We start from the raw sequence: 13,727 nt of genomic DNA, 5'->3' as shown, positions 1-13,727 counted from the left end.
TTAAAAAACGGGGGGATCATGAAAGTGGCGATCGTGCACGACTGGCTAGTCGCGCCGGGCGGGGCGGAGAAGGTGCTTGAGCAGATCATCGAGTGCTTTCCCGACGCGGATATCTTCAGTCTTGTCGATTTCCTCGAAGACCGTAGGCCACTGGGCGGCAAGCCTGTGACGACTTCATTCATTCAACGCCTGCCGTTCGCCCGACACCACTATCGAGCCTATTTGCCGTTGATGCCGCTTGCCGTCGAACAATTCGATCTGTCCGGTTACGACTTGATCATTACGAGCTCCTATGCGGTCGCCAAGGGTGTGCTGGTCGGCCCGGATCAGACGCATGTGAGCTACGTGCATTCACCGATGCGCTACGCGTGGGATCTGCAACATCAGTACCTACGCGAAGCGAATCTGACGCATGGACCGAAGTCGTGGGCGGCGCGCGCGTTGCTTCATTATCTGCGCGGTTGGGATTCGCACTCGGCGAACAGCGTGGACCGTCTGATCGCGAACTCTCATTTCGTTGCGCGCCGCGTGATGAAAACCTATCGGCGCGATGCGGCCGTGATTTCGCCGCCCGTCGACGTGCAGGAATTCGAACTGTGCACGCGCAAGGAGGACTTTTATCTGACGGCTTCGCGGATGGTGCCGTACAAGCGCATCGATCTGATTGTCGAGACCTTCAACGCCACCCCGCACCGCAAGCTGATCGTGATCGGCGACGGGCCGGAGATGACGGCGATTCGCGCCAAGGCCCGTTCGAACGTGACGATCCTCGGCTATCAGCCGTTCGAGGTCCTGAAGGATCATCTGCAACGCGCGCGAGCTTTCGTGTTCGCCGCCGAAGAAGACTTCGGCATCGTCCCGCTCGAAGCGCAGGCATGTGGCACGCCCGTCATTGCATTCGGCAAGGGCGGCGCGCTGGAAACAGTGGTGCCGATCGGCGAGGCGCATCCGACCGGCGTGTATTTCGCGCGCCAGACCGTGGTGTCGATGCTCGACGCGATCGATCGCTTCGAGCGTCAGCGCGACCAGATCACGCCGGCGGCGTGCCGTGCGAACGCGGAACGCTTTTCGGCGGCGGTTTTCCGGCGCGCGTTCATGGCCGAAGTCACGCGCACGATCGCGGCGGCGGGGTGGCGTCAACGGATCGGGACGGTGGAGCGGGTCGAGCCCGAGCGGGTCGCCCAGGACCTCCGGTGGCCCGCCGAACCGGCGCCAAAAAGCAGTTGGGGCCGCTGACGGGGCGAACGCGACCGCGGCAGCCGGCCTTTGATGTTGACGGGACGACCCGGAACAGCGGCAGTCGTCTCTTTATTCGCATATTACGAGGTTCGCAGCATGCGAATAAAGTGCTGTTTGTGGTACCGCAGTGAGCTGTAAACAGCGGTTCGGACTATGCCGTCGGGCCGGCTATCGGTGTCGATCCGTTCCGTTTAGCCTTGCAGCCGGAGCGCGCATGTTCAGCGCGCGACTACGTGCGAGGTGATCCGATGCGGGTCATTTCAAAGAAAGCGTGGCTGGACTTCATAAAGAGACATCCGGGGGCGCGCAGTGCGCTATTGACGTGGTATTCACTGGCGCAGGCGTGCCTCGCGTATGGCTATAACGACCTGAAGCAGACGTTCGCCGGCGTGGACCATGTGCCGCCTCAATACACCGTTTTTCGATGTAGGCGGCAACCGGTTCCGGATCGTTGCGGCGATTCACTACAACAGGCAGTCGTTATTCGTTCGTCATCTATTGACGCATGCGGAGTACGACCTTTGGACGAGGAAGAATCTAAACTCATGAATGCCGATCGCCTTCCGGGAGCCTTTCCCGACATCGCTCAGACCTGGGCCGCGCTGCAAGCCCAACTGCCGATCACACCCATTCGCAACGAGCAGGACTACCAGACCATGGTGCGGCTCGCCAACTCGCTTGCCGAGCATCTGAACGGCAACGAGGAAGATCCGCTGTCCGATCTGTTCGCGATCGTGACGGATCTGATCGAAAGCTGGGAAGCCCACAACGTGACGATTCCAAAAGCGGAGCCGCGCGAGGTGTTGCGTCATTTGCTGGAAACGCATGGGCTCAAGCAGAAGGACCTGATAGGTATCGCCTCGCCCACCGTGGTGAGCGATATTCTTGCGGGCCGTCGCGCCATCAGCAAGAAGGTGGCCAAGGCGCTGGCCGTGCGTTTTCATACCGACGTCAGCGCGTTTCTGTAAAGCGCCACCCAGCGCCGGCCCGGTGCAGCGCGCCGTGCCGGCCGGCAAGTTTTTCTCGTCCCTCGCTTCGCGCTTTACACCTCGTACACTTCGCTCTCCAGTTCGTTCAATCCACACCTCACCGGCAGCGGTTTTTAGCGGCCGGTGGCGGCGCTTGCCGCGTCGGTGTCGTTCCTGTTTCTATCGCGCGAACCCGCCGAATCAGCCTCGTCTGGAGGCAGGACGTGCACTCAAGCTCGCACCCTCGAGCCACGCGAACAGTACGCATACGCGAGTCACGTATGCGAACCTCGCGTGTCAGCCCGTGCTGAAGACTTGCCCCAATGCCATACAAAAAGGGCTGCGCCTGTTACGGCGCAGCCCGTTCTTCTGTGCGGCGCTCAGCGCGCTTTAACCTGGCGCACGAATGTCCGGCGGGTCGCCCGCGGAGTAGGTGTACGCATAGGCATAGTCGTACGTGCCGTTGCGATTCTGACTCTTGAGCGGCACGGCATTCATCACGCCGCCCACCACCCGCGCCCGCGCGCGCCGCAACTTCTTCAGCGCGTCGGCCACGTGGCCTTCGGTGTGGGCGCCGGAGCGCATCACCAGCACCGTGGATCCGGCAATGTTGGCGACCACCGCGGCGTCGGCGACCGCCAGCAACGGCGGCGTATCGACGATGACCAGATCGAACTCCTGCTCGAAGCGCGCGAGGATTTCGCTAAAGCGCGGCGAGGTCAGAATCTCCGACGGATTCGGCGGATAAGCGCCCGACCCGATGAAGTGCAGGCCATCCACGCCGGTGGCGCGCGCCACGGCTTCCAGATCGGCCTGGCCGGTCAGCAGTTCGGTCAGGCCGCCGTTCGGCGAGCGGCCCAGATAATGCGCGAGCCGGCCGCGCCGCAGATCGGCGTCGATTAGCAGCACGCGCTTGCCCGATTCCGCCACCAGCGCCGCGAGATTCGCGCACAGGAAACTCTTGCCGTCGGACGGCGCCGGGCTCGTGATCGCGACGATCCGGTTGGGCGCGTCGAGCAGCCCGAATTGCAGCGTGGCGCGCAGGCCCCGCAAGCCTTCAACCGTCGTGTCATAGGGATGCGTCTTGACCAGCAGCGACCGAATCGGTGTCTTGCCCGAGCCGATGATGGTCTGCGTGCCCACCGGCACTTCGACCTGACTGCCGGTCCCCGAACGCGGCCGCAACAGCCGCATGGCGCCCGCGGGTTCGCTGACCTCGGTCGGCGTCGAGCGCGGCCCGGGCAGGGCGGTGCGGCGCATCGCGCTCAATTGCCGGTCGTTGCGCGCCTGTTCCGGACTGAAGGCGATGGAGCCGAAAATCGGCAGATGAAAGCGCCGTTCGACGAACTCCGGATCGGACACGCCGGTGAAGAAGGTGCGGCGGCAGAACGCGAACAGAATGCCGGCGATCACGCCGAGCACCGTGCCCGCCGAAATGATCAGCGCCGACTTCGGCCGCACCGGCTGGGAGGGCAGCAAGGCTTCATCGATGATATGCACGTTGCCGATCGTGCCGGCGCGCGAAATCGACAGCTCCTGCGTCTTGTTCAGCAGCGTCACATAGATTTCCCCGGCGACTTTCGCATCGCGCTGCAAGGCGATGGCGTTGCGTTCGGAACTCGGCAATGAGGCGAAGTGATCCTCGAAGTGCTTTTTCTCGCGCGTCATTGCGGCGATTTGCGCGTCGACCTGCTGCACTTCCTGGGAGGCTTCGGTGAAGCGCTGCAACAGCTGGGCGCGCTGGATGCGCAGCGTGCCCAGCTGCTTGTCGTAATCGAGGCCGCCGGCGAGGTACACGCCGGCTTCCTGCGTCGGCTGGAACGAGAACGAGCCGACTTTCGACTGATACTCCGACAAGGCGGTTTCCGTCCTCTTCACTTCTTCGCGCAGGCGCGGCAGTTCGCCGTTCAGGAAGCTCAGCATGCGGCTCGCTTCTTCCTGCGCGCGTTCGGTGCGTTGCTTCAGATACGACTTTGCCACCGCGTTGGCGATGTCGGTGATCGCGTGCGGGTCGGTGCCGGTGTACGACAGTTGCACGACGCCGGTGTCGCGGCCTTTCTCCGTGACCTGCAAACCGGCGGCGAGGCCGTTCACGGCATCGAGCTGGTTGTAGCGCGTCACGTAGAACTCGGTGCCGGGACGCGCCACCAGCGTCTTTACGAACAGCGTGACGCCGTCGCCCGTGGCTTCCCGACCGGCCACACCGGTCAGGATGTGCTGGCCGAATGCATCGGTCAGCTCGTAGCGGCCGTAGTCGCGCACGCGCAAGGTCAAACGCGCGCCTTCGAGCGACTTCGGCACACTGATCGACTGGACCTCGAATTGCTCGCCGCCCCATGCATACGAATCCAGGCCGAAGGCCGCGCCGAGCGGATGGCCCGGGCGCGCGAACAGCGCCGAGATCTTGCCGAGCACCGGCACGGACTTCTCGGCGGTGGTGAAGTTCAGCTTGAACTGTTCGACCACGGGTTCGACCACCGCGCGGCTCTTGACGATCTCGATCTCGGCGTCGGTGCGCATCGGCCCGACCGTCGGCATGAGCGACGCCGAATTCTGCGTTTGCGCGTTGCCGGTGTTGCTGTTTTGCGCGTCGACCTGAAGCAGCGCGTCGGCGGAATAGATCGGTGTGGCGATCTTCGTATAGAGCACCGCGGCGAGAATCACGCTCGTGGCAATCCCGATCACCCACCAGATCTGATCCATAACCATGCGCAAAAGATCGCGCATCACCGCATCTTCGTCGCTGCTGGACGCCGGTCCCGGTTCCAGCATGTCGTATGTACTCATAGTGATACCCCGTTGCGAGCGATTGTTCTGAACAACTGTCGTGTATCGAAAAGCGGTGCGGCCGCGAGCCCGGCGGCCGTCGTTGTGATAGTCATGCTGTCTCCCCCGCGAGAAACCGCTGCGTCGATCAGGTATGCCGATCGATGTCGTCGATCAGTTTTGTCGATCGATCAGCGCATCGCTTCCTGCCATGCCCCGCGCATTGCGCGTATACCGACTCGCCATTTGCGCAGCGCGAGCGCCACGCCGCCGCGCTCGAATGCCAGCGACAAGGCGCGCAGGAATCCCGGGTCCGCGCGATCGCCGATCAGCGTCGAGTAAACGACGAACGCCCATCGGCCAGCCGGCGTCAGGTATTCGCACATGATGAGCCGGAGATTGAATGACGCGTTATAGAAAGCCGCGTCGTTGAAGGTGAATCGCTGGTCTTCGTCGCTGCGCTGGGCGGGGAAGTGTTCCACCATTAGCGCCGGGTCGTAGATCAGCTTCCAGCCGCGCCGCTGCACGTCCAGACTGAAGGCCATCTCGCAGTGAACCTGCGCGCCGGTGCCGCGCAAGCGGGCGTCGAAGCGCAGCGCGCCGATCGCCTCGCGGCGAAACGACATGTTCACGCCCTTGAGGACCTGCACTTCGCGCGCCTTGCCGTGGCCGATATGGTGATTGCCGATGGTCCGCCCATACCAGCGCACGATGCCTACCCGAGGCTGCTGCCCCTGCAGGATGCCGTTGCGTTCGTGCACGATGTCGCGTCCGCCCAGGCCGCCGAGCGCCGCATCGCGTTCGAAAGCGCGCGCGATCCGCGCGACCCAGTCGGAGTGCGGCGCGGCGTCGTCGTCGGTGAAGCAGAGCACGTCGCCGCTCGCGCTGTCGATGCCGAGGTTGTACGCGGCGACCACGCCCGGTTTGCGCACCAGCACGACCGAGCGGCGCGGATCGGGCCGGTTGGCCTCGCGGGTGCGCAACCAGTCGAGGGTGGCGTGATCGTCGTGGCGTGCTATCACGATCACCTCGTCGGCGCGTCGCTCCTGTGCGTCGAGTGCCGCGAGGCAGCGCGCCAGGTCGGCGGTGCGCCAGTAGGTCGGTACGATCACGGAGACTTTCACGAACGGTTCCCGAATTGGCATGATCAGAATGCGTTGCGGCCGACAAAGCCCTTGAAGATCGTGATGAACACGATCTTCATGTCGAACCAGAACGACCAGTTATAGATGTAGAAGAGATCGAACTTGACGCGCGCTTCCATCTTTTCCACCTTGCTGGTGGCGCCGCGATAGCCGTTGACCTGGGCCCAGCCGGTGATGCCCGGCTTGATCCGGTAGCGGTACATGTAGCCGTACACCTGATCCTTGTAGAGATCGTCGTGTTCGACCGCATGCGGACGCGGGCCGACCACGGACATTTGCCCGAGCAGCACGTTGAGAAACTGCGGCAGCTCGTCGAGGCTCGTGCGGCGCATGAAGCCGCCGAGCTTCGTGACGCGGGCGTCGTTGCGCGAGGCCTGGGTGAGCTGGCCCTGCGCTTCGTGATGCACGGTCATCGAGCGGAACTTGTAGATGGCGAACGGCTGGCCGTCCACGCCTTTGCGAATCTGGCGGAAGAACACCGGTCCCGGCGAGCTGAGCTTGATGCCGATCGCAAGCACCACGAACACCGGCGCGAGCGCGAAGAGCGCGGCTGCCGCGAACAGGCGGTCGAAGACCAGCTTGGGCCACATTTGCGGCGGCGAGAAGGGCGTCGCGCTCAGGTTGAGCGTCGGTAAACCGACGACATCGACCAGCGCGTGATTGAAAAGCGAGAGGCTTCGCACATCGGGAATGAAGCGCAGATTCACGAAGTCATGCCGGAACATGCGCGTGAACCGGTAAATCGTGTGTTCTTCGGAAAGCGGCAACGCGAGCCACACTTCGTTGACATGTTCCTCGCGCACCTTGGCGGCGAACGCGTTCAGATCGGTCAGTACCGGCAGACGGTGCGGATGCGCACCGTAGTTCTCGGCCGCTTCGATACTGGTATCGAACAGGCAGACCGGTTTGAAGCCGGCTTGTGGCGCATGTTCGAGATGGGCAAGCAGCGTGCGTGCGAAGCCGGGTGCGCCGACGATCGCGACGGTGCGGTAGTTCATCCCGCGGCTGCGCACGAATCGCAACGCCACATGCACGAGGCACTTGGTTGCGATGATCAGCGCGCCGGAAATCAGCGTGGAGTAGCCGAACCACAAACGCGATACGGCATCCATGCGATGCAGCGTGAACGCCAGCACGAGCGCGGTGGCAACCACCACCATCCATGCGGCGGCGACTCTCGCCAGCATGGACGACAAGGGCTTGCCGCGCCAGGTTTCATAGACGCCGAAGCCGGGAAACAGCAGCAGGAGCAGCACGCAGTTGAAGGCGATTAAAAGACGCTCGGTGTCCGACAGCGCAATCGGTGTCGAGAACCGCATCCAGTGAGCGAGCAGGCCTCCCGCAATCACGAAGAACGCGTCGAGGAATCGCGCAGTATTCCTGAACATATTTGACTCTATACCGTAGTCGGACGAACTCGCGTTTATTCGACGGCTTCGGCCTGGCGCAGACGCGGCAACAGCCGGTCGAATTCGCGCTTGACGAGCCCATAGCATTCGCAGGCGCGTGCTTCGAGTCCTTTGCGGTCGAGCACCTTGATGTGGCCGCGGCTATGATGGATCAGCCCTTCGTCGTGCAACTTGCCGGCCGCTTCGGTAATACCTTCGCGGCGCACGCCGAGCATGTCGGCGATCAGTTGCTGGGTCACGGTGAGATCATTCGATGCCACACGGTCCACCTCGATCAGCAGCCAGCGGCACAGTTGCTTGTTCAGCGCGTGGTGGCGGTTGCAGGCAGCCGTTTGCGCGACTTGCGTGAGCAGGGCGTGCATGTATAGCAGCATCAGGCGGCGCAGAAAATCGGAGCGGGCGAACTGCTGCTTGAGCGCCTGTGCGCTCATCCGGTACGCGAAGCCGGCGCATTGGACCTGCACGCGGTTCGGCATGGTCTCGCCACCCGTGAGCACCGGCACACCCGTCATGCCTTCGCGGCCGACCGCGGCGATTTCGACCGAGCTGCCGTCTTCCATCGTCGAGAGCATCGAGATGATCGCGGTGGTGGGGAAGTAGACGTGGTGAATGCGTTGACCGGAGTCGCACAGCAATTGCTCGGTGCGCAGGTGAACCAGTTCGAGATGGGGAGCCAGTGCCTGCCATTCGTGGGACGGCAAAGCGCCGAGCAAATGGTTACCGTGCAAATCGGATTGAAGTGTCAACATGATCGGTCCTCGCGTGAAAGTCGCGCTCTGCGTGACTTTCTGTTTTTGATCCGATGCCTGCATCCCTGGTGGACGACTTGCTGCCTGGCGAGCAGCGAAGGATGAACAGTACCGGCCCCGTATTGGCCTGATGCGCCGCCGCCGTTGTTGTGGATCTCATCTGCGGTGACGCGTTGTTGCGCTCTTCTATTAGCGAGGAGCGTGCCAGCGATAGGGGAAACGAGGACTGGTGCGGGGTAACGTACGAAGTCTTAGCGGCGTGCGAAGCCAAACGCGCCTTTTTGTTTCAAATCTGTACAACGGTCCCGCGCCCCACGGCCGGGCGGCGGGACCTGTCCATCTGGACTAACGCCTTGCTGGGATTGGCCTGGCGGGTGTTGGCAGGGGCCTGGTGGCAGGTGTCTCAGGGATGAATCAGCCCTTCAGCAGGCGTTTTAACGCGGCGTCCGGGATGTGCCGGATTTGATTCAGATGTGTTCGACGCGCTGCGTGCGGTGGCGAACCGATGGGGTTTTTGGCACGCCAAAAGTCTGAGAAAAACCAACAGTGATTCCGCAGACCAGACAGATGGGCTCGCGCAGCGCGAGGTTTTACGCGCTTCGCGAAGGGGTGGCTAGATCAGGAAGACGTTCAGCCGTAGAACGTGGCGGATATCGCATTGACCGCGCGAACTTCGCCGGCGGGCGCCGGGTATGTTGCATCAGCTTTAAACACGGCATTCGATGCGTGTGCAACGAATCGGTCTGGGGGAGCGGAAGGCAGGAGCGCAATCAGCGGCACGACGCAGCGGCGGTTCGGCGGCAGATGAAACCAGTCCTGCGCGGCACGGTAGTGTGGGTCAACTATATGAACGAAGCGCGCGAAACGCCGGGTTTCGATCACGAGCTGCCAGCCGTCGCCGTTGCGCTCGGCGGCAACCGTCAAGCCGAGTTCGTGGCGATCGCCAATGCGCCGCTCCGGCAGATGAAACGCTTCCGAAATGATCTGGCCGCTCGTTCGGTCGCGCAACGTGGCGATCGTCACGTCGTGCGCGCGCGGGCCGAAACGGTACGCGTGCGTGAAATCGAAGAACTGGCCGAGACAGGCGGCCGCGCTCAAACGCTGCACGCCATGCGGCGCCAGTTCGACTTCGCAGCTGGCGGAGGCGACCTTGACGCCGCCCTCGCGCAGACAGACCAGTTCGAGTTGCGCGCCTAGTGGCTGCGCGCGCTCATTGTGCAGATGAATGTCGAGGCCGTTGAGGCCCTCGTCGGTGATGAGCACCTGAATGGGTTGGAGCGTTCTGGCGAGGCCGTGCAGGGCGCTCTTGGGCCGTCCTGTGGCATCGATCAAGCCCCAGCCCGCGCCGGGCCGCAAATCCTGAAGTTGCCAGACCAGCGCGCCGCCGCATGTCGAGCCGGTACGGCGCCATTCGGCGAAGACGTCCGCCATCAATTCGGCGACCACCGCGCGCGAGAGGTCCAGATAGCGCTCGGGGTCTTCGTAACGCAGGCGCGCGGGCTCGACGCCATACAACGTTTGCAGATAATGGTCGCGCACGTCGTCGAAATCCCAGCCGGCGCCGGGGTCGCGCGGCACGGCGGCCTTCCAGCGCGGATCGTGCAGATGAATCGTGCCGAGCGCGTCGCGCAAGGTGGCGTCGTCCGGCACGTTGGCGAAGGCGAGGCATTCGGCGGCGAAGCGCACTTGCGAGCGGCGCACATCGTCGAGCGGACGCTGATAGGCGCCGACGCCGTAGTAGTGAGTGACGCCTTCGTTAGTCGAAAACGGCCACACGCCTCCCGATGGCGAGTTGCTTACATACGGCACATCGGAGCGTTCGCGCGCGACGATGGCGGGCAACTGTTCGGTGAAGAGTGGTTGCGCGCGCATCGAAGGCGGCAGGCCGAACATGGCGGCCTGCTGGTCGACTTCGCTGCCGCCGCACAGTATCGCGAGCGACGCGAAGCGCCGTGTGCGCACGAGAAACTGGGTGGCTTCGCGCTCGATCGACGCGCTGAATGCGGCATCGTTCGGGTAGTCGAAATTCGCCAACGCGAAGTCTTGCCACACCAGCATGCCGTATTCGTCGGCGAGCGCGTAAAACGTGTCGGATTCGTACACCATCGTGCCGCCCACGCGCAACATGTTCATGCCCGCCTCGCGGGCCAGCGTGAAAGCGTGCCGCAATTGCGCTTCGCTGCCGCCGAGGGTGACGAGGTCCGCACTGGTCCAGCATGCGCCGCGGCAAAACACCGGCAGGCCATTTACGCGCAACGCGAAGCCCATGCCGTCCGCGCCGCGGTCCGCTTCCATACTGCGGAAGCCGACCCTCCCCAGCACATGAGATGTCGCGCGCCCGTCATCAAGTTGCAACGTCAATGAATATAGAGTGGGCTCGCCGTGCGTGTGCGGCCACCAGCGTTGCACACGCGGAACGCGTACGCTGCCGGTCAGTGTATATGCATCGCGCCATTGCAAAGACGAAACACGGTCGCCGCATTCAAGCGCCGCGCGGCAGCGCGCTTCATCGTGCGGATGAACAAAACGTAGCGTCAACGAAACAAGGCCGTCGTCGCCGTCGATGCGGCTCGACACGTCCACCGTGTCGAATGCGTGGGACGCGTCGCCCAGCATCTCGACCGGACGCCATGGGCCGACCGCCTGCACCGAAGGACACCAGCCAGGCATATGGCCGAGCAGCGTGGTGCGCACGTTGCGCAAGGTGGGCGGCGACACGAGCCGTGGCCGCCAGCGCGCGCGCGAACGTTTTGCCGCCAATGCCGGGGTGAGAGAGCGGAAGCACAGCGCGAGGGTTGCGCTGCCGTTCAGTTCGATGTCGAGATCGTGCGTGACGAACATCGAATCGGAGTCGAGATGCCTGACGCCGTCGAGCCAGACTTCGGCGACGGTGGCGAGGCCGTGCAAACGCAAGCGGCGTTTGCCGGTGCCTGCGAGGGCGAGCCGGTACCAGTGATCGTCGAAGGCGAGCGGCGGCGGATTGGCGAGGTCCAGCAGACCCGCGGCACGCCGCGCGCCCGCCACGGTGCCGGGCACCTGCGCGGCGAGCCAGCCGTGCACCGGCAAATCGGCGGGCGACGCGCACGCGCCCGCCGCCGTGCTGACACACTGCCAGCCGGTATCCAGGCGCTGCGGCCAAAGTGTCTGCGACGCCCGAGCCAACGCAGCATCGGTCTCGGCTTGCGCAGCATCGCGGGCTTCGCCGGCAGCGGTCACGAATGCGCCGCTCGCATCGCCTTCATCAGGCACCAGGTCGATCGTCAATGCATCCACGGCGAGTTCCCGAGAAGTCCGCGAAGCCGCGCGCGGCGTGTCACAGCACCAGCGCGGCGAGCGGTGGCAGCGTCTTTTCGTAAGCGCTTTCGAGCACGTCGAAGCAGTCTTCGCACAGATCGCGGCGTCCGCGCGCGATCGCTCGCACGAGCCGGAACTGCATGACCATCGACTCGGAGGCGATGCGCTGCGCCGCTGCCGGAATCGAAGCCGGAATCTCGAAGCCTTGCGCGCAAAGCCACTGCAGATACTTCGAGAGGAACTCGAAATTCGCGCCGAGCTGGCGCATCAGGTTGAACGAGTACGGGTGGAAGAATTTTTCGCCACGTTCGAGCAGCGTCTCGAGATGCGCGGGAAATGCGGCACGCCATGGCGAAATCGGATTGGTGAGCGGCCGGCGCCCCAGGTGCGCGCACAACAATTCCGCCGACGCTTCCGCCAGCGCCGTGCCTTCGAGCGCGGGCCGCGCCTGCTTGGCGAACTCCACGTACGGAAACAGCAGGTCGGGCTGCTGCGCGAATTGCGGCAGCTTGCGGAACACGCCGTCGTAGTCCTCGCCGTCGAGGACGTGATAGCCGGTGTTGTGGAAATAGCCGAGACGGCGCGCCGCGGGGTCGATGAAGTCGATGCCCACCGTGGTTTTCGGATGTTCGCGCCGGTACGACGTGGCGCGCGTGTTCGGCAGGTAATAGCCGTCCACTTCCACGAGCACGGTATGGCCGCGCGAAGTCTGCGCGAGCACGCGAGCTTCGAGCGAATCGTAGATGGCCAGTTCCTGCACCTGGGTGCCGTAGAGCCGTTCGAGGTCTTCGAGCGGAAATTTGAAGAACGTGAACTGATCGCCTTCGAAATCCTGCGTGACGGTGAAGCCGAACGCCGCACGCGGATCGAGCCCGAAGCCATGCAACAGTTCGATCCACAGGTCCACGTAGCAATTCGTTTCTTGCCACACGCGCTCGCCTTGATGCAACGCGTGTGGCGCATGCTCGCGCAAACGCGTGGCGGGCGCGGCCGGCGTGGCCGCGGCAACGCCGCCCGCGGCGGACAGATCGACGCGCCGGGTCAGCGGGAAGGCGGTGTGCACGCCGGTCGGCACGGGTGTCAGCAACGGATTCATACGCGCTCTCCGGCGCCTTGCGCCGCCACGCCGGACGCCGCTTGCATGGACGCGATGCCGTGCGCCACGCGCGCTTCGGTATCGCCCCACAGCAGCGCGCGCACGTCGTCCGGCCAGGCGTTCACATCGAGCCCGTGATGACGGAACAGCGCGAGCGTGATGCGTTCCATGCCGAAGCCGACGCAGCCCGTATGCGCAACCGTACCGTCGTCGCACGCGATCTTCCAGATCGCGCCGAAGTGTTCCATGTGATAGTTGAACGACAGGCAAGCGGTCTTGCCGCGCGGGTCGGCCACCGGAATCAGCAGTTCGAACTTGAGCGCCTGGGCGCGCTGGCTGTCGGCGACGATCTTGCCGCCGCGGCCGAAGAACGGGTCGTTGGCGAGATCCACTTCGAGCGGCAGTTGCAGCAGTTTCACGAGCAGCGAGCCGCGTTCGATCCACATCTGGCGGAACGCCATCACCTGTTCGCCGCTGCCGAGGCGCACGTACTCGCGCTGACGGAACATCTGCATGCGGCCGGGATCGAGCGACGGTTCGTGGCGGAAGCAATACGACAGCACGTCGATCGTGCGGCCCGCCGCGGGCAACGGACCGCGCCGCGCCATCACCGGGTAGATCGGGTAGCAGGCGGCCGGCGTGAGCACCACGCGGGTCGGTTTCTGCTGCGCCATCCACGAGTCGCTGCGGTCGTCGTCGCTTTCGGTCATGGCGTCGTCGAGCGCGCGCAGCAGGCGCCGGTGGCCCATGTCGTCGCCGCAGAACGAGTGGATCGTGCCGGCCAGATTCGGAAAGCTCTTCAGATACTCGCTGTCTTCGAAGTCGGTGCGGCGCATGGCGGGCGGAAAGCGCAGCACTTCCGGCTGCTGGTCCGCGCCCAGATGCGTGATCGCCACGTTCAGACGGTCCACCACGTCCTCGAAAATCTGACTGCGGCCGTACAGGCCGTTTTCGCCGGTATCGATCAACAGGCCCGCGGCCAGCAGTTCATCGCGAAAGCGAGGCGCCTGCGCTGCCTGGGCGGCGGCCGCAAGGGCGGCGGTATCGGTCATCGTGTTCAT

Annotated in this window: 9 protein-coding genes; 2 read left to right on the top strand and 7 right to left on the bottom strand. The window is 64.0% G+C overall.

Annotation, left to right across the window (positions count from 1 at the left end; all coding sequences use genetic code 11):
• Window positions 1-18 precede the first annotated feature (18 nt).
• Both CJU94_RS16675 and CJU94_RS16665 read left to right on the top strand, forming a co-directional pair.
• The gene (locus tag CJU94_RS16675) at window positions 19-1,236 is read left to right on the top strand and encodes a glycosyltransferase family 4 protein (protein WP_095419628.1); all 1,218 of its coding nucleotides are present in this window, start codon (window positions 19-21) and stop codon (window positions 1,234-1,236) included.
• Between the two features lie 548 nt (window positions 1,237-1,784).
• Window positions 1,785-2,207: a helix-turn-helix domain-containing protein gene (locus CJU94_RS16665; RefSeq protein ID WP_095419627.1), complete on the top strand. Its 423-nt coding sequence runs from the start codon at window positions 1,785-1,787 to the stop codon at window positions 2,205-2,207.
• A gap of 390 nt (window positions 2,208-2,597) precedes the next feature.
• Here CJU94_RS16665 and CJU94_RS16660 read toward each other — a convergent pair whose 3' ends face one another.
• From CJU94_RS16660 to CJU94_RS16630, 7 genes are all read right to left on the bottom strand, one after another.
• Window positions 2,598-4,994 (bottom strand): polysaccharide biosynthesis tyrosine autokinase, encoded by a 2,397-nt coding sequence (locus tag CJU94_RS16660; protein ID WP_095419626.1) that lies wholly within the window; start codon window positions 4,992-4,994, stop codon window positions 2,598-2,600.
• Window positions 4,995-5,164: 170 nt separating this feature from the next.
• A complete protein-coding gene (locus CJU94_RS16655) occupies window positions 5,165-6,118 on the bottom strand; it encodes a glycosyltransferase family 2 protein (protein WP_095419625.1) in 954 nt (317 codons plus the stop codon).
• A gap of 2 nt (window positions 6,119-6,120) precedes the next feature.
• Window positions 6,121-7,506 (bottom strand): undecaprenyl-phosphate glucose phosphotransferase, encoded by a 1,386-nt coding sequence (locus CJU94_RS16650; protein WP_095419624.1) that lies wholly within the window; start codon window positions 7,504-7,506, stop codon window positions 6,121-6,123.
• Window positions 7,507-7,541: 35 nt separating this feature from the next.
• Window positions 7,542-8,276 (bottom strand): Crp/Fnr family transcriptional regulator, encoded by a 735-nt coding sequence (locus tag CJU94_RS16645; protein WP_007182187.1) that lies wholly within the window; start codon window positions 8,274-8,276, stop codon window positions 7,542-7,544.
• 630 nt (window positions 8,277-8,906) lie between these two features.
• Window positions 8,907-11,549, bottom strand: coding sequence for a glycosyl hydrolase 2 galactose-binding domain-containing protein (locus tag CJU94_RS16640; RefSeq protein WP_095419623.1), 2,643 nt, complete (start codon window positions 11,547-11,549; stop codon window positions 8,907-8,909).
• A gap of 40 nt (window positions 11,550-11,589) precedes the next feature.
• Window positions 11,590-12,666: a DUF1839 family protein gene (locus tag CJU94_RS16635; RefSeq protein ID WP_095419622.1), complete on the bottom strand. Its 1,077-nt coding sequence runs from the start codon at window positions 12,664-12,666 to the stop codon at window positions 11,590-11,592.
• The gene (locus CJU94_RS16630) at window positions 12,663-13,727 is read right to left on the bottom strand and encodes an amino acid--[acyl-carrier-protein] ligase (protein WP_095419621.1); all 1,065 of its coding nucleotides are present in this window, start codon (window positions 13,725-13,727) and stop codon (window positions 12,663-12,665) included. Before CJU94_RS16630 ends, CJU94_RS16635 begins: the two co-directional genes overlap by 4 nt.

The organism is Paraburkholderia aromaticivorans, from assembly GCF_002278075.1.
GTDB classification, from domain to species: Bacteria; Pseudomonadota; Gammaproteobacteria; order Burkholderiales; family Burkholderiaceae; genus Paraburkholderia; species Paraburkholderia aromaticivorans.
This window is presented reverse-complemented; position numbering and strand designations above follow the sequence as displayed.

Excerpts from the sequence above, each read along its gene's own strand:
- CJU94_RS16675 (WP_095419628.1), top strand. The coding sequence starts at position 19 with ATGAAAGTGGCGATCGTGCACGACTGGCTAGTCGCGCCGGGCGGGGCG.
- CJU94_RS16665 (WP_095419627.1), top strand. The coding sequence starts at position 1,785 with ATGAATGCCGATCGCCTTCCGGGAGCCTTTCCCGACATCGCTCAGACC.
- CJU94_RS16660 (WP_095419626.1), bottom strand. The coding sequence starts at position 4,994 with ATGAGTACATACGACATGCTGGAACCGGGACCGGCGTCCAGCAGCGAC.
- CJU94_RS16655 (WP_095419625.1), bottom strand. The coding sequence starts at position 6,118 with ATGCCAATTCGGGAACCGTTCGTGAAAGTCTCCGTGATCGTACCGACC.
- CJU94_RS16650 (WP_095419624.1), bottom strand. The coding sequence starts at position 7,506 with ATGTTCAGGAATACTGCGCGATTCCTCGACGCGTTCTTCGTGATTGCG.
- CJU94_RS16645 (WP_007182187.1), bottom strand. The coding sequence starts at position 8,276 with ATGTTGACACTTCAATCCGATTTGCACGGTAACCATTTGCTCGGCGCT.
- CJU94_RS16635 (WP_095419622.1), bottom strand. The coding sequence starts at position 12,666 with ATGAATCCGTTGCTGACACCCGTGCCGACCGGCGTGCACACCGCCTTC.
- CJU94_RS16630 (WP_095419621.1), bottom strand. The coding sequence starts at position 13,727 with ATGAACACGATGACCGATACCGCCGCCCTTGCGGCCGCCGCCCAGGCA.